The 24,831-nt window shown below is 60.8% G+C and carries 21 protein-coding genes; 14 read left to right on the top strand and 7 right to left on the bottom strand.

From position 1 onward, the window contains the following. Positions 1-87 precede the first annotated feature (87 nt). A complete protein-coding gene (gene pepT, locus ACLBWT_RS11265) occupies positions 88-1,320 on the bottom strand; it encodes a peptidase T (protein WP_447663419.1) in 1,233 nt (410 codons plus the stop codon). A gap of 195 nt (positions 1,321-1,515) precedes the next feature. Between pepT and ACLBWT_RS11260 the strand changes: the two genes are divergently transcribed. Beyond that, a complete protein-coding gene (locus tag ACLBWT_RS11260) occupies positions 1,516-2,415 on the top strand; it encodes a DUF6492 family protein (RefSeq protein WP_447663219.1) in 900 nt (299 codons plus the stop codon). 120 nt (positions 2,416-2,535) lie between these two features. Beyond that, positions 2,536-3,924: a sugar phosphate nucleotidyltransferase gene (locus tag ACLBWT_RS11255; protein ID WP_447663218.1), complete on the top strand. Its 1,389-nt coding sequence runs from the start codon at positions 2,536-2,538 to the stop codon at positions 3,922-3,924. Positions 3,925-4,013: 89 nt separating this feature from the next. Here ACLBWT_RS11255 and ACLBWT_RS11250 read toward each other — a convergent pair whose 3' ends face one another. The 3 genes from ACLBWT_RS11250 to ACLBWT_RS11240 form a co-directional block, all read right to left on the bottom strand. Then, positions 4,014-4,553 (bottom strand): N-acetyltransferase family protein, encoded by a 540-nt coding sequence (locus ACLBWT_RS11250; RefSeq protein WP_447663217.1) that lies wholly within the window; start codon positions 4,551-4,553, stop codon positions 4,014-4,016. Between the two features lie 118 nt (positions 4,554-4,671). Beyond that, positions 4,672-6,381, bottom strand: a complete 1,710-nt coding sequence (locus ACLBWT_RS11245) for a sigma-54 interaction domain-containing protein (protein ID WP_447663216.1) — start codon at positions 6,379-6,381, stop codon at positions 4,672-4,674. 373 nt (positions 6,382-6,754) lie between these two features. Then, entirely contained in the window at positions 6,755-7,678 is a 924-nt protein-coding gene (locus tag ACLBWT_RS11240) for a proline dehydrogenase family protein (protein ID WP_447663215.1), read from the bottom strand. Positions 7,679-7,935: 257 nt separating this feature from the next. Here ACLBWT_RS11240 and pruA point away from each other — a divergent pair, with 257 nt between their 5' ends. The 7 genes from pruA to ACLBWT_RS11205 all read left to right on the top strand — a co-directional run bounded on the left by pruA (position 7,936) and on the right by ACLBWT_RS11205 (position 14,328). Beyond that, positions 7,936-9,483: an L-glutamate gamma-semialdehyde dehydrogenase gene (gene pruA / locus ACLBWT_RS11235; protein WP_447663214.1), complete on the top strand. Its 1,548-nt coding sequence runs from the start codon at positions 7,936-7,938 to the stop codon at positions 9,481-9,483. A 201-nt stretch (positions 9,484-9,684) separates the two neighbouring features. Then, positions 9,685-10,983 carry an RNA polymerase factor sigma-54 gene (gene rpoN / locus ACLBWT_RS11230; RefSeq protein ID WP_447663213.1) on the top strand — a complete coding sequence of 433 codons (1,299 nt, stop codon included), beginning with the start codon at positions 9,685-9,687 and terminating at the stop codon, positions 10,981-10,983. Between the two features lie 237 nt (positions 10,984-11,220). Next, positions 11,221-11,775, top strand: coding sequence for a CcdC protein domain-containing protein (locus ACLBWT_RS11225; RefSeq protein WP_447663212.1), 555 nt, complete (start codon positions 11,221-11,223; stop codon positions 11,773-11,775). A 26-nt stretch (positions 11,776-11,801) separates the two neighbouring features. Next, positions 11,802-12,281: a hypothetical protein gene (locus ACLBWT_RS11220; protein WP_447663211.1), complete on the top strand. Its 480-nt coding sequence runs from the start codon at positions 11,802-11,804 to the stop codon at positions 12,279-12,281. Positions 12,282-12,301: 20 nt separating this feature from the next. Next, positions 12,302-12,994: a DUF2306 domain-containing protein gene (locus ACLBWT_RS11215; protein ID WP_447663210.1), complete on the top strand. Its 693-nt coding sequence runs from the start codon at positions 12,302-12,304 to the stop codon at positions 12,992-12,994. Positions 12,995-13,029: 35 nt separating this feature from the next. After that, positions 13,030-13,620 carry a TetR/AcrR family transcriptional regulator gene (locus ACLBWT_RS11210; protein ID WP_447663209.1) on the top strand — a complete coding sequence of 197 codons (591 nt, stop codon included), beginning with the start codon at positions 13,030-13,032 and terminating at the stop codon, positions 13,618-13,620. A gap of 48 nt (positions 13,621-13,668) precedes the next feature. Next, on the top strand, positions 13,669-14,328 hold the full coding sequence (locus ACLBWT_RS11205; RefSeq protein WP_447663208.1) for a VC0807 family protein: 660 nt from the start codon (positions 13,669-13,671) through the stop codon (positions 14,326-14,328). Positions 14,329-14,440: 112 nt separating this feature from the next. Here ACLBWT_RS11205 and ACLBWT_RS11200 read toward each other — a convergent pair whose 3' ends face one another. Further along, positions 14,441-15,055, bottom strand: coding sequence for a DedA family protein (locus ACLBWT_RS11200; protein WP_447663207.1), 615 nt, complete (start codon positions 15,053-15,055; stop codon positions 14,441-14,443). A 412-nt stretch (positions 15,056-15,467) separates the two neighbouring features. Next, the gene (locus ACLBWT_RS11195; RefSeq protein ID WP_447663206.1) at positions 15,468-16,928 is read right to left on the bottom strand and encodes a catalase; all 1,461 of its coding nucleotides are present in this window, start codon (positions 16,926-16,928) and stop codon (positions 15,468-15,470) included. Between the two features lie 222 nt (positions 16,929-17,150). On the opposite strand from ACLBWT_RS11195, the gene ACLBWT_RS11190 reads away from it, so the two are divergent. From ACLBWT_RS11190 to ACLBWT_RS11170, 5 genes are all read left to right on the top strand, one after another. Further along, positions 17,151-18,458 carry an MFS transporter gene (locus ACLBWT_RS11190; RefSeq protein ID WP_447663205.1) on the top strand — a complete coding sequence of 436 codons (1,308 nt, stop codon included), beginning with the start codon at positions 17,151-17,153 and terminating at the stop codon, positions 18,456-18,458. Then, positions 18,433-19,347: a polysaccharide deacetylase family protein gene (locus ACLBWT_RS11185; protein WP_447663204.1), complete on the top strand. Its 915-nt coding sequence runs from the start codon at positions 18,433-18,435 to the stop codon at positions 19,345-19,347. The genes ACLBWT_RS11190 and ACLBWT_RS11185 overlap by 26 nt, the downstream gene beginning before the upstream one ends. A 168-nt stretch (positions 19,348-19,515) precedes the next feature. Beyond that, a complete protein-coding gene (locus ACLBWT_RS11180; RefSeq protein WP_447663203.1) occupies positions 19,516-21,111 on the top strand; it encodes an HD domain-containing phosphohydrolase in 1,596 nt (531 codons plus the stop codon). A 211-nt stretch (positions 21,112-21,322) separates the two neighbouring features. Next, positions 21,323-22,417, top strand: a complete 1,095-nt coding sequence (locus ACLBWT_RS11175; RefSeq protein WP_447663202.1) for a hypothetical protein — start codon at positions 21,323-21,325, stop codon at positions 22,415-22,417. A 9-nt stretch (positions 22,418-22,426) separates the two neighbouring features. Continuing rightward, on the top strand, positions 22,427-23,536 hold the full coding sequence (locus tag ACLBWT_RS11170; RefSeq protein ID WP_447663201.1) for a DNA alkylation repair protein: 1,110 nt from the start codon (positions 22,427-22,429) through the stop codon (positions 23,534-23,536). 361 nt (positions 23,537-23,897) lie between these two features. On the opposite strand, the gene ACLBWT_RS11165 is transcribed toward ACLBWT_RS11170, so the two are convergent. Next, positions 23,898-24,830: a methylenetetrahydrofolate reductase gene (locus ACLBWT_RS11165; protein ID WP_447663200.1), complete on the bottom strand. Its 933-nt coding sequence runs from the start codon at positions 24,828-24,830 to the stop codon at positions 23,898-23,900. Between the last annotated feature and the right edge of the window lies 1 nt (position 24,831).

Genomic DNA, 24,831 nt, shown 5'->3' with positions numbered 1-24,831 from the left:
TTCCGAAGCGGCCGGCTGATGCGCCAGGCGGCTTGGAATGGATGCTATGCTGGCGCCCCTTGGCGCGGCCTAAGGCCGGCAAGCCCGCTAAGCCTGCTCCTGCGCCAGCGTGACGATCCGGATGATGACCTCTGCCGCCTTCTCCATGCTCTCGGCGGATACGAATTCGTACCGGCCGTGGAAGTTCTCGCCTCCGGCAAAGATATTCGGCGTCGGCAGGCCCATGTAGCTGAGCTGGGAGCCGTCGGTGCCGCCGCGGATCGGCTTGATGATCGGCTCCACGCCGGAATCCAGCAGCGCCTGGCGGGCCAGCTCCACGATTTCCATGACCGGCTCGATCTTCTCCCGCATGTTGTAGTACTGATCCGTCAGCTCCAACGTGATGCTGTCCTTTCCGTAGGTTTGGCGGAACTCGTCGGCGATGGTTTCCATGGCGCTCTTGCGGTTCTCGAAGCTCTGGCGGTCGAAATCGCGGATGATGTACTTGAGCCGGGTTTTATCGACGGTGCCTTCAAACGAGCTCAAGTGATAGAAGCCTTCGTATCCTTCCGTGAATTCCGGCACCTCGCCGGCGGGCAGCCTGCCGTGGAAAGCCATGCCGATTGCGGAGGAGTTGATCATTTTGCCCTTGGCCGTGCCGGGATGGACGCTCTTGCCCTGGATCGTGACGATCGCCTGGGCGGCGTTGAAGCTCTCGTACTCCAGCTCGCCCAGCGGGCCGCCGTCCATCGTGTAGGCGAACTGCGCATTGAAGGCCGCGACGTCGAAGCGATGCGGGCCGCGGCCGATCTCCTCGTCCGGGAGGAAGCCGACGCGCACCTTGCCGTGGGGGATTTCCGGATGAGCGGCCAGATAAGCCATGGCCGTCATGATTTCGGCGATGCCGGCTTTGTCGTCCGCGCCGAGCAGCGTGCGGCCGTCGGTCGTAATCAACGTCTGGCCCTTGTAGGCGGCCAGCTCAGGGAATTCGCGGGGGGAGAGCAGTATGCCGTTCTCCGCATCGAGAACGATATCGCTCCCGTCGTAGCCCTCGACGATTTGCGGACGCACATTGGTCCCGGTAAGGTCGGGAGAAGTGTCCATGTGGGCGAGAAAGCCGATCGTAGGCGCCGGCTTGTCCGTCGTGGCTGGAAGGGTCGCCATGACATAGCCGTTATCGTCCAGCGATACCTCCGTCAGCCCGATTTCCTTCAGCTCGGCGGCGAGCTGCCGGGCGAGCTCAAGCTGGCCTGGCGTGGAAGGACAAGTCTCGCTGTTCTCGTCCGACTGCGTGTCCACCTGCGCGTAGGCGATGAGCCTGCGGATCAATTCCTGCTTCAATTCCATCGTTATCCTCCTTCGGAATGCTCTTTGTCCTTTCATCATAGCAGGCAGGGACAGGCTAAGCCAACATTGCCGGCTGGCCATGCCCAAGGCGGACGCCTCTTCGTGCCGCTTGCCCAACCGCTGCGGGAGGCGCCGGCATATGTTGGTGGCAAAGCCATGGAGCCAGCTCCCTGCACAGGAGATGATTGTATGCCCAGTCATTCCGTCCCATCCGGCGGTGTCAGTACCCGGATCGACGTGCTTATCCCCGCGATCGAGAAAGACCTCCGGACGCTGCCTCATGCCGTCCAAGCCGTTCGCCGCCAGTCTCTGCACCCCGTCGGCGAGATTGTCATCGTCGCGCCGCGTACGAAAGCGATGCAAGCGTCCTGCCGCACCCATGGGTGGAGGTTCGTGGACGAAAATACGGTGCTTCCCCTGACGAAGAAGGACATCACCTACCGCTCGGCCAAGTGGGACCGTTCCGGCTGGCTGTTCCAGCAGCTGCTCAAGCTTAGCGGCGACAAGATCGTCAAGGCCGAGCATTTTCTCGTTCTCGACGCCGATACGGTGCTGATTCGTCCCCATTCGTTCCGCTCGGGGGGGAGGACGACATTTTATACCCGGAGCTGGAGCCAGCCGGAGTATTTCCGCACGTACAAAAAGCTGATGGGACGCGCTCCATCGGCTCCCCGGTCGCTCGTCACGCACTATATGCTGTTCGAGAAAAGCAAGCTGCGCAAGCTGAAGCGCGATATTGAGCGGCGGCACGGCATGAGCTGGCATCGCGCCATTCTCAAGAGCATCGACCGGACCAAGCAGTTTGGCTTCAGCGAATATGAGACGTATGGGAATTTTGTCTACAGCCGCTATCCCGGCAGCGTGCAGCTTCGCAAAGCGTTGAACCGCGGGCTGCATGGGCGGGCGAGCCGGCTGACGCCGCAGCGCAGCAAGGAGCTTGCGGCGAAATACCGCTCCGTCAGCTTCCATGAACGCAAAGGCTATGTCCGCAGCGGAAGCAAGGCGGCGGGCCGGATCAGGCAGCTGTCCTTGCAGGGCCGGATATTACTGCCCGGAGGAGCCGCTGCCTTGAAGGGAGGCCATCGCTGATGGCTGCCCGTGCTGACCAAAGAAGCCGTGGGCAGGAAGCGGAGCGGCCAGATGCCAGCCAGCAAGCCGCTCCACATAGAGAGTCCAAGCAGGTCAAGAAGCAAGGAGGCTTGTCATCAGTTGCGCATCATTCTGCTATCCGGAGGATCCGGCAAGCGGCTCTGGCCGCTGTCCAACGACGTTCGCTCCAAGCTGTTCCTGAAACTCCTCCCTGGCGAAGACGGACGCCTGGAGTCGATGATCCAACGCGTCTGCCGCCAGCTCGCCGCGGCAGGCCTCGCTGGCCAAGCGGCGATCGTGACGCATCGCAGCCAGGCCGAAATCACGCGGAGCCATGTCGGGCTCGGCATCCCCATTATCGAGGAGAGCCGCAAGCGGGGCACCTACGCCGCCGTGGCGCAGGCATGCTCCTATCTGGCAGGCGAGCTGAAGGCAGACCGGGATGAGATCGTCTGCGTCTTGCCCGTCGATTTGTTCGTGGAGTCCGATTTCTTCGACCTTCTGCAGCGGCTGCCGCAGACGCTGGAGCAGGCGGGTGCGGACATCGCTCTCGTCGGCACCGCTCCCTCTCATCCCTCCAGCCAATATGGCTATATCGTTCCGGAGCGGAAGAAGCGGGCCTCGCGCGGGAAGAGAGAGAAGGAGGCGGCTGGAGCAGGCGATGGCAAGGAGCAGCCCTGGTTTCCGGTCGAAAGGTTCGCGGAGAAGCCCGATCCGCCCGCAGCCGCGAGCTTGATCCGCCGGGGAGCGCTCTGGAACTGCGGTGTGTTCGCCTTTCGGCTGGGCTACATGCTGGAGCGGCTGGGCGGCGACGAGCGGCTGGCCGCGGACGGGGAGCTGAGAGAGGATTTTCGCGGGCTGCGGGAGGCGAGCTTCGACGAGGAGGTCGTCGAGCGCTGCAGCCGCCGGGCGGCGCTTCTCTATGAGGGTCCTTGGCATGATCTGGGCAGCTGGGAAACGTTCGTCAGCCATATGGGAAGCACTCAGATCGGGCTTGGACATATCGCTGAAGGCTCGCACAACACCCATCTGATCAACGAGCTGAGCAGCCCGATCTATGTGATCGGCTTGTGCGATGTCATCGTGGCGGCAAGCCCGGACGGCATTCTCGTCGCCAGCAAGAGCGAGGCGAGCCGCATCAAGAGCATGCTGGGCGAGCAGGCGCGGCTGCCCATGTACGAGGAGAAGCGATGGGGAATACGCCGGACGATCGATTACGCCGAGACGGAGGACGGCGCGGTGCTTACGCGGCGCGTGGAGTTGCAGCCGGGCAGCCACACAAGCTACCATCTGCATGAGCGCAAGGAAGAGGTGTGGACGGTTCTGTCAGGGACCGGCCGCTTCATGCTCGAGGACCAGATCTATACGGTCGGACCTGGGGATGTGATGCGGTTTCCTCCTGGAGCCAGGCATGGAGTGAAGGCCGTCACGGAGCTGCTCTGCATGCAGGTCGAGATTGGCGATGTACGGGATGAAAAAGACATCGAGCGGCTGCTGATGAGCTGGTAGCGGCGGCATTCCATGCGAAAAAGAGGCCATTGGCCGCGCATCAGGTCCTGATTGCGCAGCCGTTGGCCTTTTAGTATGGAAAGGAGGGATCAGAGGCGCGGCACCTTTCTTCTCCAGATCATGTGGTCCTCGTCTTTTCCCCAGTAGTCTCGCAGCCTGTAGTCCGGCTCGCCGAACTTCTTCGTCCAGATCCGTTGGGCGCTCTTATACCCGCTGTCCAGGCAGAATTCATCGATGCTCTGCTCCCGCAAGGAAGCGAAGGCGCCTTCAAGGAGGGAATTGCCGATCCCGCGCCGCTGGCGGGCGGGATGGACGAAGACGGTGCCGATCTCCGGAAGATGGCCGTACCCGCCATCGGTCACGTCGAGAATCAGGCTGCTTGGAGGACCGTGCTCGATGGAACCGACAATGGCTCCGTCGACCTCGGCAACCAGGAAATGAACTTCCGTGCCTTCACTTTCGAAGCAGCGCTCCAGGCGGAGCCGCTTGCTTTCGATTTCATTTTCCAGGTCATCAGCGTGATCGTCCAAGCCTTCCTTGGCAAACGTATCCGTAATCACGGTCTGGAAAAAAGCGTTCATCGACGCGGCCTCTTCACGCTTTGGTATCCGGATTTTCATCGAATTCAAATCGATCCCCCCTCTTTTCTGCTTTAGGTCCCACAGGGGACGGCGCACCGCGTCGGTCTCAGGCTCCGCCGGCGCATCGGTCCAGCCTCGGCGGTTCCATGCTCCATCGGCATCCGTCCTAAAGCGGCAATCCCAGCCGTTTCATCCGGTTGTACAGCGTCGCCCGCGAGATATCGAGCTTTTTGGCGACGGCCCGCTTGTTGCCTTTTTCGGCTTCCAGCATTTCGAGAATCTTCTGCTTCTCGACCTCGTCCTTCATGGATTGCAGCCGGGCGCCGGCCTGCGCTTCCTTGACGGGGGCAGCCGGCGCCGCCGAGCCCGGAGCGCTCAGCACCGGCCCTGGCAAGTACTCCGGCTTGAGCTCTCCGTCCGAGGACAGAATGACGAGCCTCTCGACCGCATTGCGCAGCTCCCGGACGTTGCCGGGCCAATCGTAGCTCATCATCGCCTGCACCACTTCGCTTGGACAAGCTTCGATGAACCGGCCGTAGGCGACGGAGAACTCCGAGAGGAAGGCCTGGATCAGCTCATAAATGTCGCTCTTCCGGTGCCGAAGCGGAGGAACGTCGAGCGTGACCACATTGAGGCGGTAATACAGATCCTCGCGGAATTTATTCTCGGCGATCATGGCCTTGAGATCGCGGTTCGTGGCGGCGACGATCCGGCAATCCGCCTGCTTCAAGACCGAGCCGCCGACCGCGTAATACTTCTTCTCCTGCAGCACGCGCAGCAGCTTGACCTGCATGTCGAGAGGCATTTCCCCGATTTCGTCGAGAAAAAGGGTGCCGCCTCCAGCCATTTCGATCTTGCCCTTCTTGCCTCTCGGATCGGCGCCGGAGAACGCTCCGCGCTCATAGCCGAACAGCTCGCTCTCGAACAGGGAGGGAGGGATGGCGCCGCAGTTGATGGCGATGAACGGAGCCCCGGCCTTCTCCCTCGAATCATGGATGGCGCGCGCGTAGAGCTCCTTGCCGACCCCGCTTTCGCCGAGGATGAGCGCGGTCGCCTGGGTGGAGCCGATCTTGCGGGCCGTCTCGACGGATGTCTTGAGCGCCGCGCTCGTTCCCTTGATGGAGGCGAAAGGATCGCTCGTCGGGCTGAGCTTGGCGACCTCACGCTCCAAATGCTGGACTTTGGCCGCCATCGTGAACAGCTGCTTGTTCATCCGGATCTGCGAGGTGATGTCGATCTCCGCCGCTACCGCCCCGATCACCTTGCCGTCCAGCTCGATCGGGCGGGCGTTGATCATGGCGTGGATATCCTGCCGCGGCTGATGCTGCATCTGCCGGACGGCCTCGCCCGTATGCAGCGTGCGCAGCACCTGGAGACGCTCCTTGGGGAAAAAGTCCGATGCCTGCTTGCCGAGAATATCCTCGCGGCGGATGCCGAACATCCGCTCCGCGTCGGCAGTCCATGCGATCACCTCGCTGTGTTCGTTGATGACCGTAATGGCAATCTCCGAGGCTTCCAGAGCCGCGTCGAAGCCCGCCTTGAGCTGCCGGTAGGCGAGCGCAAGCTCCCGGCGGACATCGCTCATGCGGACCATTCCGCTCGGCTGCCCGGATGTCCCGGTAAGCAGCGCGTAGGGACAGTCCCCGGCAATGGCGGCCAGCTCGCCGAGTCCGGTTCCTTCAGGAACGGCATGGACTGCGATCCGGCCGGAATTGCCGGGGCTTCCAGGCACGAGCCATTCGTAGAGTCCTTCCGCGGAGCGGATGAAGGCAACGATGCCCGCCTTGGGCAAAATGCCGGAGCCGGCCTCTTCCTCGGTCCATAGGACAAAGTCTTGCGTCATGATGCTGCAGCCTGCAGGAAGCTGGTGCCTCATCTCATTCCTCCTCATCCTGTTTGTAACCGTTATCTTTATTATAAGAACTAGCGGCTAGAAGTGTACAAAAATTTTGACACTTTTGGTCAAAACCGCAAAAATAAGCTGCATCCCTTTGGGAGGGATGCAGCCTGGCATGGAATGAGAGATGAAAATGCTGACGCGCCGGATCTATCAAGAAGCCGATCTCTCCGAAACGTATTCATTGCCGTATGAGCCTTGAGCAAATCGGACAAGTCCCTTTTGCTGCGGTTGGGAACGGTTCGCTTGAAGGCGAGCTCTCGCATGCAAGGGGCTTCGGCCGAAAATGCCTCTGGCAAGACATGTCAAAAAAAGTCCAAAGTGTCTAATGAATTAGACACTTTGAAGAGATCTAGTTGAACATGTTTTTGAGAACCATCATCAGGTTGGCCGGCTTCTCCGCCAGGCGGCGAGTGTAATAGGGGTACCACATCGCCCCGTAAGGCACATAGCAGCGGACGCGGTAGCCTTGCCGGGCGAGCTCGGCCTGGTAGGACATGCGGAGGCCGTACAGCATCTGGAATTCAAAGGCGTCTTTGGAGATGCCGTTCTCTTCCACATACTTCTTGGTCCAGTCGATGATCGTATCGTCGTGGGACGCGACGGCGGTATAGATGCCGCGGTCCAGATGGGTGCGGATCATGTCCTTGAAATTGTCGATGACGGCCGATTTCTTCTGAATGGCGACCTCGGCGGGCTCCTTGTAGGCTCCCTTCACGAGGCGCAGCCGGATCCCGGATTCAATCATGTCTTCGATATCCTGCTTGGTCCGGTGCAGGTAGGCCTGAATGACCGTGCCGACATTGGTCAGCCCTTCGGCATGCAGACGCTTGACGATGTCGATCGTCGCCTGCGTGAACGGCGTGTCCTCCATGTCGATGCGGACGAAATTGCCGCATTGCTGCGCTTCCTTCACGACCAGGCGGATATTTTCGTAACAAGCCTGGGGATCGAGGGCGAGGCCCATCTGAGTCGGCTTGAGAGAGATGTTGGAGACGACTCCGGCTGCGGCGATCGCCTGGACGAGCCGGACGTATTCCTTGCGGTAGCCCTCGGCTTCCCGCATGCTTTTGATTCCCTCGCCTAGATGATCCAGCGTGGCCATGATGCCTTTGCCGTTCAATTCCCGAATCGCGTCTATCGCTTCCGGAAGCTCTTGCCCCGCTATGAATTTGCCGGCAAGCTTCTTGCCGTATTTGAGCGTCAGTTTCTCTACCAGGCTGTTGCCCGTAATCGTAAGCAAGGTTTTGCGGTACAGCTCGGATCCGATTTCCATCCTCGATTTCCCCTTCCGTTCTCCGTCGAAAAATAGATTCCCGAAGCATTGTCGCCGGGAATCGGCTGCCTGCAAATAATAGAAGCAAGCGCCGTGCCAACATCGAGGGAACCGAGCTTAAAAAATAAAAAAACATTCTGTGTCAACGAAGGGCGGAAATTGGCATGAAACTTGCTTGAATACTTATCTTGAGAAACAAAAAAATGAGCTGGCCATGCAGACGCAGGGCCAAGAACGATATCCAAGGAGGCTGTACCATGAGAGAGGAATTTGTGAACGAGCCGTTTTCCAACTTCAAGGACGAAAAGACCGCCAAAGCCTACGACGAAGCTTTGAAAAAGGTGGAAGCCCAGCTCGGCCGAACCTATCCGGTCGTCATCGGCGGCGAGAAGATCGAGACCGACAGCCTGCTCGACTCCATCAATCCGGCCGATACGAAGCAGGTCGTCGGCCGCGTTCACCAGGCGGACCGCGAGCTTGCGGAACGCGCCATCCAGACGGCATCCGGCACGTTCAAGACTTGGAGGACGATGGCTCCGGAGTCCCGCGCCCGCTGCCTGTTCAAGGCTGCTGCGATCATGCGCCGCCGCAAGCATGAGTTCTCCGCGTGGCTGACGTTCGAATCCGGCAAAAACCGTGCGGAAGCGGATGCGGACACGGCCGAAGCGATCGACTTCATGGAATTCTACGCCCGTGAAATGCTGCGTCTGCACGCTCCGCAGCCGCTGACCCGCCTCGCGGATGAGGACAACGAGCTCTATTACATGCCGCTCGGCGTCGGCATCGTCATCCCGCCGTGGAACTTCCCGCTGGCCATCATGGCCGGCATGACGACGGCCGCGCTCGTATCCGGCAATACCGTCGTCCTTAAGCCTGCCAGCCCGACGGCGGTCATCGCGTCGAAGTTCGTGGAGCTGCTCGAAGAAGCAGGCGTTCCAGCGGGCGTCGTCAACTTTCTGCCCGGACCGGGAGGAGAAATCGGGGACTACCTCGTCGAGCATCCTCTGACCCGCTTCATCAGCTTCACCGGCTCCCGGGACGTGGGCCTGCGCATCAATGAGCGCGCGGCGAAGACGGCGCCAGGCCAGAAGTGGATCAAGCGCGTCATCGCCGAGATGGGCGGCAAGGACTCTATTGTCGTCGACTCCGACAGCGATCTCGACCTGGCGGCGGAAGCCATCACCGCATCGGCCTTCGGCTTCTCCGGACAGAAATGCTCCGCCTGCTCGCGCGCGATCATTCATGAGGACGTCTACGACACGGTGCTGGAGAAAGTAACGGCGCTGACAAAGCAGCTCCGGATCGGCAACCCGGCCGAAGCCGCTACCAATATCGGTCCGGTAGTGGACGCGAACGCCTACCGCAAAATCCAGGAGTACATCGAGATCGGCAAGCAGGAAGGACGGCTCGTGACGGGCGGCGGCACAGGCGATCCGTCCGGCTATTTCATCGAGCCGACGATTTTCGCCGACGTGGACTCCCAGGCCCGCATCGCTCAAGAAGAAATCTTCGGACCGGTTGTCGCGTTCATCAAGGCATCCTCCTTCGACGAGGCGCTCGAGTTCGCCAACAACACGGATTACGGCCTTACTGGAGCGGTCATATCGCGCAGCCGGGAAAACCTGGAGAAGGCCCGCCGCGAGTTTTTCGCCGGCAACCTGTACTTCAACCGCAAATGCACCGGTGCCCTCGTCGGGGTCCATCCGTTCGGCGGCTTCAATATGTCGGGCACCGATTCCAAGGCGGGCGGACGCGATTACCTGCTTCTATTCACGCAAGCGAAGCTCGTCTCGGAGAAAATGTAGCTCGTCTCGGAGAAAATGTAGCTCGTCTCGGAGAAAATGTAGCTCGTCTCGGAGAAAATGTAGCTCGTTCCGGAGAGAAAGCAGTTCGTATCGGAGAGAGCGCAGCGGGATCGAGGCGGGGAGCGGGACTGTCATAGTCCGCTCCCCTTGGGTATACTGGAGGCATGAAGCGCCGCGAGAGTCTGGACCGGGAGGCAGAGGATGATGACAGGACTGGAACTGCGCCAGGAGCAGAGGCTCAGGCTGGCCGTAACGCCGGAGATCAGGCAATCCATCCATATGCTGACGCTTCCCGCATGCGAGCTCGACAGCTACGTGTGGGAACTTGCGGCGGAGAACCCGGTTCTGGAGTACGAAGGCACCCGCGCTGGAGGCGCCGTACGCAAAGGCGGATCGTCCTCCTTCTCCGGGGATCCGATCTCCCGCGCTGCAGAGGCCGAACCGACGCTGGAGGCTGAGCTGCTCGGCCAGCTTCGACTTCTGTCCCTTCCGCGGCGCATCCATCAGGCAGCTGCTTATATGGCGGGCAACCTGAACGACGACGGTTATCTGCAGTTGAGTCTGGGCGAGATCGCATCCGAGCTTGGACTCGATCAAGCGGAGGCGGATGAAGCGCTGCGGAAGCTTCAATCGCTCCATCCCGCAGGGGTCGGAGCAAGGAGCTTGAAGGAATGCCTCCTGCTGCAGATTGAGCGCGACGGACGTAGCCCGGCGCTGGCCGCCGAGGCGGTGGAGCATCATCTGGACCAGTTGGCCGGCCAGAGATGGGAGGCCGTCTCGTCTTCCCTTGGCGTGAGCCGCTATAAGGTCATGGATATCCGCACTTATATCCGCAGCTTGAGTCCACGCCCCTGCGCCGGAATCTCTCCCTGCAAGCCGCAGACGATCATCCCGGATGCCAGGATCGAGCGTACGGCCTCCGGCTTCGACATCGAGCTCAATGCCTCTTGGGAGCCGCGGCTGTCGGTGAATTCCGGCTACGGCCGGCTCCTCGGGGATAGGCGGGGGGAAGCGGACGCCTACCTGGAGGAGTGCTACCGGTCGGCCAAGTGGATCGTGCAAAGCCTGGAGAAGCGCAAACGGACGATGCGCAGAGTCCTGCAGGCGATCATGGACGGACAACCGGGCTTCCTGGAAGGGGGTGCTTCGGCGCTTCGACCGATGACGCTTGCAGATATCGCTGCCGTCGTGCAGCTGCATGAGTCCACGGTCAGCCGTGCGGTGAGCGGCAAATATGTACAGACTCCTCACGGAGTGTTCAGCCTCCGCTCGTTCTTCTCCGCCAGCCTGTCTGCGGACGGCGGCGACGGGACCTCGGCCGCGGCCGCGAAGCAGCGCCTCAAGGCGATGATCGGCGCCGAGAACAAGGCGCATCCTTGGTCGGACCAGCAGCTCGCGAATCTTCTTGGGGAAGAAGGGATCGCCTTGTCCCGCCGAACCGTAGCCAAATACCGGGACGAGCTCCGGATCCCGTCCTCTTCGGCACGGAAGCCCCGATAAATTGCGAACAGAGCATGCCTCACGAGGCATGCTCTGTTTTTTTATTGCGACAGACGGCTGCGGCGAAAGGGGAAGGCGGTGGCAGCAGCATGGGACTGTCTGCGGCTAGGGGAGAGGAATCGAAAAAAATACCTCATCCCCTCTTGACAGACCGACGGTCGGTTTTGTATTCTGATGATAACAAACCGTCGGTCGGTACGGGAACCTGGCCGAGGCGAAAAAGAGGAGAGATCAAGCATGACGCAGCAGCAATGGGATTGGATCGGCTACGGAGTTTGGGCTTTGATTATTTGGATGACGTTCAAGCAGTTCAGGCAGACGCGCAGGGAAATGAAGGGCAGCGGAATCAAGCTCCTGCTGGGAGACTGGCTGCTGCTCGCGCCGCTGCCGTGGATCGCCGTCTGCATGGGCAGCCGGGCGACGCTGGTGCAGGCCGCATGGACGCTGGGACTTGGCATCATGCTTTCGCTTCCCTATATATTGACGACGAGGTTCGAGGCTCGCTCAGGCGGAAGGATATTCTTCAAGTTCAATCTTCTGTTCTATGTCTTCCTGCTCGGTCTTCCTTATGTCCGTTACCTGATCCGTGACAAGGTGTTCCACACGTATCCGATTCTAACGCCGGAGCATCGACCGGACATCGAGCTGATGCTGGCCATGTATATCGCTGCGATGGTGATCTGCACCTTCCTGTGGCGCGTGTGGATGTACGCCTCCTACCGCCGTCTGGTTCGGGAAGATCGGATAGAGATTCCCATGCGTACGCCTAATATAGACCGACAGTCGGTCTAATCTTTCGAAAGAGGAGTTGAGATTTCATGCTTGCCAATCTGTCGCCGGTCGTCATCTTCTATCTCGTTTTCCTGATGCTGCGCTCGCAGCTTAGAACCAGAATATTGAGCGCCAGGCTGTTCGCTCTTCCGATCCTGCTGCTGGGAGGCGCTCTCGCCGCCTCCTCCCGCGCTGCAGCCGGTGAGGGAGAAGGACTTCTTCTGCTAATGGAAGCTTTGATGGGGATGGGCATCGGCTTGCTTCAAGGCCATCTGAGCCTGATCTTCCAGGAAGGCTCTGTATGGATCATTCGGGGCTCCGTTGCGGGCGCGGCAGTCTGGCTGTTCTCCATTCCGCTGCGGCTCGGCATCGAGCTCGGCGCGGCCAGCGCGTTCGGGATTCAGATGGAGCTGTCGCACGCGCTTCCCTTCGTGCCATATCTGCTTGGCTTTGGAGGAATACTGCTGGGCCGTGCCCTTCTCGTGGCGCTGCGCTACCCGTGGCAGATGGCCCATCAATCCGTATGATACAAGGAGGAGATAGAAAGATGACATGGAAAGCAAAAACGGGACTCTGGTCGCTCTCTGCCGCCGCGCTGCTGCTCGTGTTCGGGTATGTGCTGGTGCAGTACGGCATTGCGGGAGCGAGGCAGGGCGGGTTCGTCAATTTCAAGCTGCAGTCGCCGGGGTTCAGCTACTCGCCGTGGATCTACATGCTGTATGTCCACATCATCACGGCAAGCGCGGCTATGCTTGCCGGCTTGTACGCGCTGCTGCGTCCTGCGGCCGGGAAGGCGCGGCATGCTGGCTCGCCTTCCTTGAGGACGGTGCGGCTCCACCGGCTCGCCGGCCGGATTTACGCCGCTTCCGTAGCGCTCAGCAGCCTGGCAAGCCTGTATCTGGCCTTCAAAGCCAGCGGGGGATGGATCGCCAGCGCCGGCTTCCTCCTTTTGGACGCATTATGGGTGGGAACGACGATACATGGCGTCAGGCAGGCGATGCTTGGCCGCATCGGCGAGCACCGCCACTGGATGATCCGCAGTTATGCCCTTACCTTTTCTGGCGTATCCCTGCGTGTTCTGATGGGACCTCTGGTGCTGCTGCTTGGCTCCTTCACTCCGGCTTACCAGGCTGCGAGCTGGCTGTGCTGGCTCGTCAATCTGGCCGTCGCCGAGTGGATCATCCGCAGATCGAAGGGGCGCGACGTTGGTTTGACCGGACCGACGGTTGGTATACAATAAGAAGACCATAATCGACAGCTGAAGGAGAGGACAATATGATGAAGGAATCCGCGAGCCGAACCTCCAGCTTTCAGCTGATCCTGGATACGGCGGAGCAGATCATCCAGGAGAAGGGCTGCCGCCAGACGACAATGCAGGATATCATCGACCGCTCGGGGCTGTCGAAGGGCGCCATCTACCACTACGTATCGGGCAAGAACGAGCTGTTCGGCCAGATTCTGAAAACCAAGATGGACCAGATGAACGAGAGCTTCAAGCGATCGGTATCGGAGACGCCCAAAGGAGAGGCGACTCCTCCGATCCGCATGATCGCGGAGGCGATCCAGCGCAATACGGACCGGAATGCCGTCACCAATAAAATCTTCACCTATCTGCTCAGCCAGACCGACAATCCCAAGATCGAAGCCATGATGAACGAGCTTCATCGGTTCAATCTGGAGCTCAGCCGCCGCTGGATCGAGACCGGCCAGCAGGCGGGGGCGATCCCGAGGGAGATCGACGCCGCGAAGATGGCCGGACTGTTCATCGTGTTCAGCTACGGAATGCGGACGCTGGGGACGCTGGAGCAGGAGGACAGCTTGGGCTCGGCAGACATTTTTTCCCTGATTTCTAAAGCGCTCCGCTGATCTATCCGTTATACTGGGTTCATTCGGTATCGGGAGTGGATGGGTCGGATGGTGGGTTCGAGAGTCAAGGTTCTGCACCGAATTCCTGCGGGAGCGGCAGCGACAGTCTTAATGAACGCGGTTTTGCCCTATGTGGCGTATCGCATCCTGAGCGAGGGCATGACCGGGTTGCAAGCGCTGCTGATCGCGACCTGCCTCCCGCTGCTGGAGCAGTTGTGGCATTTGGCGCGGCGCAGAAAGCCGGACGCATTCGGCCTGCTTATGGCCGGGCTCTTCGTGCTGGGAGCGGGAGCGGCGCTGGCCGGAGGCGGCGAGCAGGCCGTGCTGCTGCGCGAGTCGCTGGTCACGGGAGCTGCGGGAGCTGCGTTCCTGCTGTCCCTGGCGGGACGGCGTCCGCTCGTCTACCGGCTGGCGGCGAGGTTCGTGCCGGCGGCGGATGCCGCAGCGATGGAGCAGAGGTGGGAGCTGGCGGAGTACCGGCGTGCCTCACGAGTATCGACCGTCTTCTGGGGAGCGCTGCTGCTAGGGGAAAGCATGCTGCGGGTAGGGCTGGTTCTCGTTCTGAGCGTCGAGACTTTTTTGGCCGTATCCGGCCTTCTCCTCTATGGCACCCTTGGGTTCGGAGCTTTGTGGAGCATGACGTACCGGCGGCGCACTCTAAGCCGGATCAACTCGGCGACGCCAGATCCGAAGGCTTCGGAAGCATGAAGAGGCAAGCATGAAGAGGCAAGCAGAACGAGGGCAAGGAGATAATGAGGGTATCCAAAAAGCAGGAAGGGGCGGTCCCCCTTCCTGCTTTTTCTTTGCGATGGAACGGCGGTCAGCGGCGGTTCCTGCTGCGGTTGCGGTAGAAGAAATAGATGGCCGCGGCGGCGCCGGCGGCGAGCAGTCCGTAGACGATGTTGGAGAAGACGTCCATGAACCCGACGGCCGATTCCCAGGAAGCTCCGACCGATGCTCCGACGCTTACGAGCACGATATTCCAGATGAGCGAGCCGATCGTCGTATACAGCAGGAACAGAGGCAGATTCATGCCCGACATGCCGGCTGGAATCGAGATCAGGCTGCGCACGAGCGGCACGAGCCGGCAGAGCAGCACGGCCCATGGGCCGTAGCGGTCGAACCAGCGGTCGGCCTTGCGCACATCCTCCGGCTTGAGGCGCAGCCAGCGGCCGTACCGCTCGACGATCCGCTCCAGCCGCTCGGCATGGAGCCAGGCGCCGATTCCGTATAGGACCAGCGCTCCGAAGACGGAGCCGATCGTGGCGGCGATGACCACCCCGGTCACCGTGAGGCTGGTCTGTGTCGTCATGAATCCTCCGAATGTAAGGATGACCTCGGAGGGAATCGGAGGGAACAGGTTCTCGAGGGCGATCAGCAGCGCAACGCCGAAGTAGCCGAACTTGTCCATGACCTCCGTAATCCAGGCTTCCAAAAAAGCGCACTTCCTTTCGGGAGTCCCGCCTCGGGCGGCGGACTTTGGTTTCCCCTTATACGCTTGACCCCGCCTCTTGGATTCAGAAGATGCTGCCATCCGCCATCGAGCAAGGCCGCTTGAAAGGCATGGGACATCGCGGCGTTTCGTTGGCTGGAGGCCGGAGCCGTCGCTGGGACAAGTCTGTCGGGAGAGGATGCGCAGGCTGCCCTATCTCTTGGAAAACAGAAAAAAGGGCAGCCCTCAGTCACTTTCATGACTTTTGGGCTGCCCCAGAGCCAGACCGAACTCCTGCGTCCAGCCGGGTGGCGGCGAACGATCGGGAGCTGCGGTCAGCCCGGATGGGATGATGTCGGGCCGGATCGAAGCCCTGCTTCCAGCCGGGTGGCGGCGGAAGTTCAGGAGGATACGGTCAGCCCAGATGCTGGAGATATGGAGTCAGATCGACGCCAAGCTCCGCGGACAGCCGCTTGCCGAGCTCGGCATCCGCGCGGAAGAAGTTGCAGATCGCGCGCAGCTGGGTGGACGCCTCGACGGAGGCGAGATCGGCGGACAGGTTGCGCACAAGCGCATCCTGCTCGGCCGGGGAGTAGCGGCGGAACACTTGGCCTGCCTGGCCGAAGTCGTTGGTCTTGGCGATGCGCTGGCGTCCTGCGGCAGCTCCGGCTTCGAGAGGCGCGGCAGCTTCGGCGTAGGCCGGATCCGGCTGAGGAGCATCGAGGTGGCGGCTCGGCTCATAATTGACGGAGCCGCTGAACTTGCCGTGCTGCATGGCCCCGTCACGCTGGTTGTTGCTCACCTGGGCGAACGGGCAGTTGACCGGCAGCTGCAAATAGTTCGGTCCGATCCGGTAACGCTGCGTATCGGAGTAGGAGAAGAGGCGTCCTTGGAGCAGTTTGTCCTCGGACGGCTCGATGCCCGGGACGACGACGCCGGGATTGAAGCCGACCTGCTCCGTTTCCGCGAAGACGTTGTCGGGATTGCGGTTCAGCTCCATGGTGCCGACATGCACGTAAGGAATATCCTCCTCGAACCAATCCTTGGTCGGATCGAGCGGATCGAAGTCGAAGGAATCGAGGTCGGCCGGATCGAGGATCTGGACGAACAGATCCCACTCCGGGAAATCGCCGCGGTCGATGGCGTCGATGAGGTCGCGCGTGGCATGGTTGAAGTCGCGCCCCTGGATCTCCGACGCCTGCTCGGCGCTGAGGCTGCGCACGCCTTGCTTCGGCACCCACCGCAGCTTGGTGTACACGCGGTTGCCATGCTCGTTCACCCATTTGAACGCATGGACGCTGGAGCCGCGCATCTCGCGGTAGTTCGCGGGAATGCCCTCGTCGGAGAACAGATGCACAAGCATGTTGGTGGACTCGGGAGACAGCGACATGAAATCCCAGTAGCGGTCGGCTGTCTGCAGGTTGGTGCTTGGATCCGGCTTCAGGGAGTGGACCATGTCCGGGAACTTCATCGCGTCGCGGATGAAGAAGACGGGCAGGTTGTTGCCGACAAAGTCGTAGTTCCCCTCCGTCGTATAGAACTTGATGGCGAATCCGCGAGGATCGCGCAGCGTCTCGGGGGAATGCTGGCCGTGGATGACGGTAGAGAAGCGGGCGAAGACAGGCGTCTCGGTTCCGGCATCCTGCAGGAACGCCGCCTTGGTCCAGCGCTTCATGCTGGCCGCAGTGCGGAATACGCCATGCGCGCCTGCACCGCGGGCATGGACGACGCGCTCAGGCACGCGCTCCCGGTCGAAATGGGCCAGCTTCTCCAGCAGCTGGTAATCCTCCAGCAGCGTCGGGCCGTTCTGTCCGGCAGTTCTGGAATTTTGGTTGTCTCCGATCGGGACACCCTGGTTCGTCGTAAGTCTGTTCATCGCAAGCTCCCCTTCCTTCGGCTCGAATTTTTCGGCATAAGCGCCATGTATGAGTTCATTCTGTCGCCATAACTTTATCTGTTTCTAATTTGATAGTCAATACTTTTTTATAATCATTATAATAAACTATCGGAAGGATTTTTCTGGCAGGCCGTGAAGTAATATAGAGCATCGGGAGCCGCTGCGGAGCTGCCGCAATTCCATCAGCCGGGAGTGTGAATCATGTCGTCCAAACGCGTGAATTCCACCTTTATGTACGCGCTAGGAATGTTCGCCATCATGGTGCCGAGCCAGGCTTTCACTTCGTTCTACAGCTATTACTACGTGGAGAAGCTGGGGCTCGGCATCGGTCTTGCGACGCTGGCGCGATCGGTCTATCTCGTATGGGATGCGGTCAACCAGCCGCTTCTCGGCTACTGGTCCGACCGGACCCGATCCCCCCGCGGCCGTCGCAAGCCCTGGCTCTACGGAGGACTGCCCGCTTTCGCCATCCTGTTCGTGCTGATGTTCTCCGTCCCGCCCGGGCTGTCCGGAGCCTCGGCTGCCGGAGAGCTGTTCTGGTGGTTTCTGATCGTGCTGATTCTGTTCGAGAGCGCTTCATCCGTCCTTTGGGTCAATTATGGCTCCCTCCTTCCCGAGCTGTTCGCCGGAGCCGCGCTCCGGGCCAAAGCCTCCGCCGTCCAGCAGGGCTTCCAGATGCTGGCCATCCTGATCGGCACGGCGGCCACGCCTCTGCTGTTCAAATCGATCGGCTTCAGCGGCATGTCTGTCGCGTACGCTGCCCTCTTCCTTCTATGCATGCTTGTCTTTCTGAAGCATCTGCAGGAGAGCCCCGCCGCCCGCGCCCCTTCTCCGCTGCCGCTGCGGCAAGCTTTCCGCGAAACGCTCCGCAACCGCAATTTCTGGATTTTCCATCTGGCGAATTCGTTCGCCCAAACGGTGAACGGGCTGCTCAGCTCCATGATTCCGTTTTATGCCAAGTATGCTCTGCATATTCCGGAGAGCCAGGTTTCCATTCTGCTCGCCTCCGTATTCGTATCCGTCATTCCGCTGGTCGTAGTCTGGTATCTCATCGCCCGGCGTCTCGGCGGCTTGCGCAGCTGGCGGCTGTCGCTGGCCGTGTACGGAATCACGGCGATTCCGCTCTGGTTCGCAGGAAGCCTGGGGACGGGAATCGCGGCGGGAATCTCGATTGGCTTCGGCCTGGCCGGATTTCTAGTGACTCCGGCGGTACTGAACGGGCATATCATCGATCAAGACGCGGAGCGCACGGGGAGGCGGCGGGAGGGAGTCTATACCGCTGTCGGAGGGTTCATCAACCGTTCCAGCGGGCTCATATCCGCTCTGGCTTTCTGGATTGTAGGCCGCATGTTCGGCTATGTCAGCGGACATGACCCGGGACCGGATCCGGAGCAGGCCTTCCGCTGGCTGATCAGTCTCGTGCCGCTCGGCCTTATGGCCGTATCGCTGGCGATATCATCGCTGTACCGGGAGGAGAAGCGGCATGAGGAGCAAAAAACTGATTCTTAACTGCGACGACTTCGGCCAAAGCCGGGCCGCCAACGAAGCGATCATCTGCCTGCTGGAGGAGAAGCTCGTGTCTTCGGCCACGATCATGGCGCCTGCCCCTGGATTTTCCGAGGCGGCGGCATGGTGCAGGCGGGCCGGCGCCGCCAATATCGGGGCCCATCTGACCTTCACGAGCGAGTTTCCCGGATACAGATGGGGCAGCCTCACCGGAGGAAAGTCTCTGCAGGACGCGGAAGGGTTCTTGCATCCGACCGTGGAGGAGTTCGAACGCCGCGTCGATGCGCGCGAGCTTCGCGCGGAGATGAGGGCGCAGTTCGAGGCGATCCGGGAGGCGGGCATCCCGGTCTCTCATGCGGACAATCACATGGGCAGCCTGTTCGGCCTCGCTACGGGCAGAAGCTTCCTCCCGATGGTGCTGCGGGAATGCTCCCGAAGAAGGCTGCCGTACCGGCTGTTCCGCAAGATCTGGGAGCAGGATCAGTTCCTGGCTTCGATACCGGGAGCCCAAGGGATATTGGATAAGGTCCTCGTGCTCGCCGACGCCTTGAATGTTCCCGTTCCCGACTATCTGGTCAGCCATTCCTATCATGAGGAGATCGGAGAGACGTACGATACCTTCAAGGAGATGATGATCCGCAAGCTGTACGCCCTGCCGGAAGGCATTATCGAGACGTACATCCATCCCGCAGCGCCCGATCCGGCGATGGCGGCCGTCATACCATCCTGGGAAAAGCGGGAATGGGAGTTCCTTCTTCCGCAGGATGCCGACTTCCGGTATGCGATCCGCGATGCCGGTATTGAGCTTACCACCTATGCGGAAGTCGACCGGCTGCAGCGTCAGCCGAGGCTGCGCTCCTGGATCCGCCTTTGGCGCTTATTAGGGAAATAAGCAAGAAAAAGGCTATTATTCGACAAACAATCATTAGTTTCGCCAAAATCTAACAAAATGCAACTCTACGGGCGATAATAAGAAGAGCAATAGGTCCGGCCCTGAGGCTAGGACCGTCTTCGCTCATGTAAGGTGCCCCGAGTTGCGGCGCACGGAATCGAGGTCTTCATGTTGTCCAGCAGCTACCATCACTTTCAACGGAACCTTGTTCGCAATTATTTGGCGGGCTCTCTCCTGGCCGTATTGGGGGTAGGGGGAGCTGTTATATGGATCACGCTCGGCGTCGAGGGCGAGCAGCTGGCCGTTGTGACAGCCGTGCTGCTCGTATCCCTGCTGGTCATGGGATCGCTGGAGGGACTTGTGTTCCGCAGCCATCTTCAGCCGATCCGCAAGCTGTTCATGGCGGATCATTTCAGCGAAACGGATATTCGCGCAGCTTATCTGAGAGCCCACCGCCTGCCGATGCTCGCCGTGCTGCGGATCATGGGACCGCATACGTTAGGCTTCATGGTGCCTGCTCTTATCCTATCCTTGATCAGCCTGGAATCGGGCTGGCTTACGATCAGGCCCTATTTCCTGATCATTGCCGCGGTCGCTTCGTTTCTCATCGCATGCCTGCATGCACTCGTGGAATTCTTCCTGACGGTCCAGGCGGTACGGCCGGTGCTCGTGCAGATCCGCGACTGCGCCGTCAAGGCGGGAATCAACGGGCTGTCGCTTGAGGGGAAGGTGCTGGTGCCGATCCAGAAGAAGTTCCAGCTGAGCGTATTCGTTATCGGAACGCTGCCCGTCATCCTGTTCCTGCTCTCCACGCAGATCCGCCAGGCTGTCCACGCCAGCGACCAGCACAATCAGGATTGGGTCTGGTCGGGATTCGTCCTGGCCGTCAGCCTGGGCTTCGCTTCCTTTGCCGCCTGGCTGTTCGGACGCAACATCAAGCAGCCGATCGAAGAGCTGTACGGGACGATGCAGCAGGTCCGCAGAGGCGATCTGGGCGCTACCGTTCCGGATCTCTACTCGGATGAATTCTCCCGGCTCGTGGACGGGTTCAATGATATGATCCGCAGCCTGGAGGAGCGCGCCAAGATGAACGAGCAGCTGCTGCAGAGCTACTTCTCGACGCTTGCCGCCGCGCTGGATGCCCGGGATACCTATACGGCGGGCCATTCCGACCGGGTGGCCGGATACGCGCTCATGATCGGACGCTCAGCCGGCTTGAATGCATGGACGCTCGATGCGCTTCACAAGACTGCGCTCCTGCATGACATCGGCAAGATCGGGGTCCAGGACAGCGTGCTGCTCAAGGAAGGCCGTCTGACCGACGAGGAGTTCGACCAGATCAAGCTCCATACGGTCATGGGCGAGAATATCCTGAGGCAGATCGAGCCTGCCGAGGCGATGGCCGCCTTCCTGCCCGGCGTCCGATCCCATCATGAACGCTACGACGGCCAAGGATACCCGGACGGCCTGAGCGGTACGGACATTCCGATGATGGGCAGAATCATCGCCGTTGCCGACGCCTTCGATGCGATGACCTCCGACCGTCCTTACAGGTGCGGGATGCCGATCGACCGTGCGCTCCGGATTCTGGAGGAAGGCAGCGGCACCCAGTGGGACCCGGAGTATGCCAAGCTGTTCATCGATGCGATGGGCGGAGTGGATCAATCCGGCATGTCGGATCCTGAGTCTCCCGCTCGCGCGGGCGGGCTTCTGCCCGGCGGGAAAATGGAAGAACGGGGACTGGAGAAGCGGAAGAGCTCCTGACGGAGCAAGGTTTTCGGCAATCGGCCGGGCGGGCAGCCCGGTTTTTTTTCATTTCCGGCTTAACTAGCGGGATTCCGAAGTTTTCGCGGAGTCGATGCCGATCGAGGAATTTTTCGTTTCCTGACAACAAGCTGTCAGCATTGCTTGGGTATAATGGGAAGAAGATCAGCATGGGGAAAAGCGGGGAGAAAATAAATGGCAGGAACGGACAATGCCGGATGGGAACGGAATCGCGGCAGCAGAACGCTGCGCGAGGGCGGATTGCGGCGGAGAAGGCAGCAGCCGAAACGGTCGTCCCGCACAGGGATCAGCAATGGCTGAGTTCGGCGGCCATGAGCTGCAGGGGCTTGATCGCCTGAGCCGCCCGGATGCGTTCGTCCGTGCGGCGAAATTGATGGCGTCTTTGCCGGAGCGGGACCGGTACGAGCGCGGCGAGTTGCTTGTCCCTGGCTTGCTGCTGAAGAGCTCGGGGAGACTGCAGGAATATTACGCACCCCATAATGAAATCGCAGGCAGCCGGGCGAAAGTCTTGATCGCCGGACTTACTCCCGGCTGGAGGCAGATGGAGATCTCGCTTCGGACGATGCGCCGCGCCTTGCTCGATGGCCGGGACGCCCCCGAGGCTTGCCTGATGGCCAAGCGGGAAGCGAGATTCGCCGGATCGATGAGGCGGGATCTGCTGGCCATGCTGGAGCGGCTCGGCCTCCCCGGCAAGCTGGCGGAATGGGAGGCGGCAGAGAGCGCGGCGTGCGGACAGCGAGGAATTACAAGCCAGCCTCCGGCAGGCTTGCTGTTTCCTTCGGCCGGCCTTGACGGGCATGAGGATGGAATGGAGGACCTGGATCCTGCCGCGCAGGCAGACCTGCATTTCTCGGCAGGGGGGTCATTTGCTCTACTGGATCATCCCTTGATCCATACGACATCGGTGCTGCCATGTCCGGTATTCATGGACGGGGCGAATTACTCGGGCCATCGTCCGCCGCTCGGACGAAGCCCGCTGCTGGCCGAGATCATGATGGGCCATATGGGGACAGAGCTGAGCTCGATGCACAAGCCTCTGATCATTCCCCTCGGCCGTGCCGTCGAGGAGGCGCTGCGGCTGCTTGCCGCAGACGGATGGCTTTCCGAAGCTCAAGTGCTCTGGGGCTTTCCGCATCCGTCGGGCGCCAATGGCAGCCGCCATTCGCAGTTTGGAGCCGCTCTGCCCGGCATGCTTGAGCGCATTCGGGAATTCAAGCCGGATTTTGCCCATCAGCCTCTTGGAAAGGGAGCTGAGCGGTCTTTATTAAACCTAGAGGAGTTGTGAAGCCGAACGATGGAGCCACTGCGCAATTTGTACACCGATGAGAAGCTCGAAGCCGTCGCGGAGGCGTTCCGCAAGCTGGAGCCGGCTTTTCCGGCAGGACGGTTCATGGACCTGGTTCGCCGTGACCCCTGGGGAGAGGCTCCGTTCAAGGAAAGGATGAGGCTCGTGACGCTCGCTCTGCGGGAAACGCTGCCTGAATCGTACGAACGGGCTCTGCATCTCTTATGCCAGGCGGCGAAAGAGTTCCGGGGCGTCGAATACATTTTCTTTCCCGATTTCATCGAGCTTGGAGGAATGGAGAAGCCGGAGCATGAGCCGGCTTCCCTCGCGGCATTGGCCGAGATCAGCCGGTATTCGACATCGGAATTCGCGATTCGTCCGTTCCTGCTGCGCCGTCCGGAGGCGGTCATGGAGCAGCTCGCGCTCTGGTCGAAAAGCCCCGACGAGCATGTGAGGAGGCTCGCCAGCGAAGGCTGCCGCCCGCGGCTTCCTTGGGGGACGAGGCTGCCCGTGTTCGTCCGGGATCCCGAGCCTGTGCTGAGCCTGCTGGAGACGATGCTGGACGATGCCAGCGAGTACGTCAGGCGCAGCGTCGCCAACAATCTCAACGATATCGCCAAAGACCACCCGCAGCGGGTGCTGGAGCTGGCGGTCCGCGAGATCGGAAGATCGGCCCGGACGGACTGGATCCTGAAGCACGGCTGCCGCACCTTGCTCAAGCAGGGATTGCCGGAGGCGCTGGCGCTGTTCGGCTATCCGGCCGCGGCCGATGCCGGCGTGGAGCAGTTCCGCATCCTGACGCCGTCGGTGGAGTTCGGGGGCGAGCTCGAATTTTCCTTTGAAGTGCACAATCGGGGAGACGATTCCGTGCCGCTGCGGATTGAATATGAGATCGGCTTCGTCAAGGCAAGCGGCAGCCTCTCGGGCAAGCGGTTCAAGCTGTCGGAGCGCAGCTACCCGCCGGGAATCTCGGCCGTCTCTCGGCATCATGCCTTGAAGCCGATCACTACCCGCCGCTACTACCCGGGCGTCCATGCCCTGAAGGTGCTGGTCAACGGCGTCGAGCTCGCGGCCGGACCGTTCGAGCTGACGATGCCGGCGGCAGAGGCGCGCGTATAACCCGAAAGCCCGGCATGGATGAAGGTCATCCGCAGCCGGGCTTTCTTGCCGTGATTCCAAGATACAGGCTGGCCGCGCTTCAAGCCTCTTCAAGTCTCTTCAAGTCTCTTCAAGTCTCCAGACTGCTGCTAACCGGTATGGCGGCCGGGATACGAAGAGCAGGGACAGTCCGCGCAGCCCGCAGTACCAGAACAGCAGCCAGCGGCTGTCGAACCGGTCGGACAGTCAGCCCGACAAATTCGTGCCGACGTGAAGCGGGTCAAAGTGGAAGGCGCGGACGGGCAGATTGAAAAAAAGAGCGCCGAGGCGCTCTTCATTCGTCCTGCAAACCCGCCCGTTGCCTTCCGCTTGAGGCAAGGCCTCAGCGGCTCATATCGGATTTGATGTCCTTCATCAGTTGGATGGAAGCTTCGATCTCGACCTTGCGGGTCGATACGCTCTCGATGCTGCAGCCGATCGGTATGCCCTTCTCCAGGCCGAACTGGTACAGCTCCCGGAAAGTCTCCCGCGAGAGCTGGACGGATTTGTCCAGAATATCGTGGGAATGGATCAGCTCGTTCTCGAGCCATTTTGGAATGCTGATGCCGAGCCACTTCATGAACTCCAGCGTCTTCGCGGAGCCGCAGGGAGCGAGGTTGAACAGAATCGGCGCCATTCCGATGCCGTTGTCCCGGCAATGGTAATAGTAGTCGGACAGGAAGCTTTTGGATGCCTCTACGTCGTAGGTCGCCTGGGAGATGAAGAAGGCGCAGCCGGACTGCTGCTTGTGAAGCGCGCGCAGATGCTCGTCTCCCTTGCCCCGGTGCCGTTCCGGGATGACGACGCCGCCGAGCATCAGCTTCTCGTTCAAGCTGGCGCCCAGACGATAGGCTTCGGGCAGCTTGACCTGCACCTGCTGCCTGCTCGACGAGGCGCCGACGAACACCGAGTAGCGCTGCTCGTCGCGGTTCTGGTGGATCCATTCCTCCAGCTCGCTTCGGCTCCCGCCCGCGACGCAGTGGTAGATGACAGCCGGAAGGCCGAGCTCCTGCTGGAGATAGTCCCGATAATAGGCGGTCGGATCAAGCGAGGCCAGATAGGGAAAGGGCCGGTCCTTGTCGGTGCGCTGGGCTTCGTCCTGGACGTCATACAGCACGAGGCCGTCGATGCCGATGCCCTGCAGACGCTCGATCTGCTTGTCGGCGATTTCCCTCACCTTCTCCGCCGGATGCGTATTTTTGGGCGGGGTCATGCCGTAGGTGATGATGCCGCTCTGCCGGCTGAGCAGCTTGTCCTTAAGGGTGGGGGTAATCATG

Source organism: Paenibacillus sp. D51F (assembly GCF_053345695.1).
Note: the sequence above shows the minus strand (reverse complement) of the source record. Positions and strands in the feature narration are given on the sequence as shown.

What these genes read in the sequence shown, in the direction of transcription:
- ACLBWT_RS11260 (WP_447663219.1), top strand. Translation starts at nt 1,516, where the DNA reads ATGCCCAGTCATTCCGTCCCATCCGGCGGTGTCAGTACCCGGATCGAC.
- ACLBWT_RS11245 (WP_447663216.1), bottom strand. Translation starts at nt 6,381, where the DNA reads ATGAGGCACCAGCTTCCTGCAGGCTGCAGCATCATGACGCAAGACTTT.
- ACLBWT_RS11240 (WP_447663215.1), bottom strand. Translation starts at nt 7,678, where the DNA reads ATGGAAATCGGATCCGAGCTGTACCGCAAAACCTTGCTTACGATTACG.
- pruA (WP_447663214.1), top strand. Translation starts at nt 7,936, where the DNA reads ATGAGAGAGGAATTTGTGAACGAGCCGTTTTCCAACTTCAAGGACGAA.
- rpoN (WP_447663213.1), top strand. Translation starts at nt 9,685, where the DNA reads ATGATGACAGGACTGGAACTGCGCCAGGAGCAGAGGCTCAGGCTGGCC.
- ACLBWT_RS11225 (WP_447663212.1), top strand. Translation starts at nt 11,221, where the DNA reads ATGACGCAGCAGCAATGGGATTGGATCGGCTACGGAGTTTGGGCTTTG.
- ACLBWT_RS11220 (WP_447663211.1), top strand. Translation starts at nt 11,802, where the DNA reads ATGCTTGCCAATCTGTCGCCGGTCGTCATCTTCTATCTCGTTTTCCTG.
- ACLBWT_RS11215 (WP_447663210.1), top strand. Translation starts at nt 12,302, where the DNA reads ATGACATGGAAAGCAAAAACGGGACTCTGGTCGCTCTCTGCCGCCGCG.
- ACLBWT_RS11210 (WP_447663209.1), top strand. Translation starts at nt 13,030, where the DNA reads ATGATGAAGGAATCCGCGAGCCGAACCTCCAGCTTTCAGCTGATCCTG.
- ACLBWT_RS11205 (WP_447663208.1), top strand. Translation starts at nt 13,669, where the DNA reads ATGGTGGGTTCGAGAGTCAAGGTTCTGCACCGAATTCCTGCGGGAGCG.
- ACLBWT_RS11195 (WP_447663206.1), bottom strand. Translation starts at nt 16,928, where the DNA reads ATGAACAGACTTACGACGAACCAGGGTGTCCCGATCGGAGACAACCAA.
- ACLBWT_RS11190 (WP_447663205.1), top strand. Translation starts at nt 17,151, where the DNA reads ATGTCGTCCAAACGCGTGAATTCCACCTTTATGTACGCGCTAGGAATG.
- ACLBWT_RS11185 (WP_447663204.1), top strand. Translation starts at nt 18,433, where the DNA reads ATGAGGAGCAAAAAACTGATTCTTAACTGCGACGACTTCGGCCAAAGC.
- ACLBWT_RS11180 (WP_447663203.1), top strand. Translation starts at nt 19,516, where the DNA reads ATGTTGTCCAGCAGCTACCATCACTTTCAACGGAACCTTGTTCGCAAT.
- ACLBWT_RS11175 (WP_447663202.1), top strand. Translation starts at nt 21,323, where the DNA reads ATGCCGGATGGGAACGGAATCGCGGCAGCAGAACGCTGCGCGAGGGCG.
- ACLBWT_RS11170 (WP_447663201.1), top strand. Translation starts at nt 22,427, where the DNA reads ATGGAGCCACTGCGCAATTTGTACACCGATGAGAAGCTCGAAGCCGTC.
- ACLBWT_RS11165 (WP_447663200.1), bottom strand. Translation starts at nt 24,830, where the DNA reads ATGATTACCCCCACCCTTAAGGACAAGCTGCTCAGCCGGCAGAGCGGC.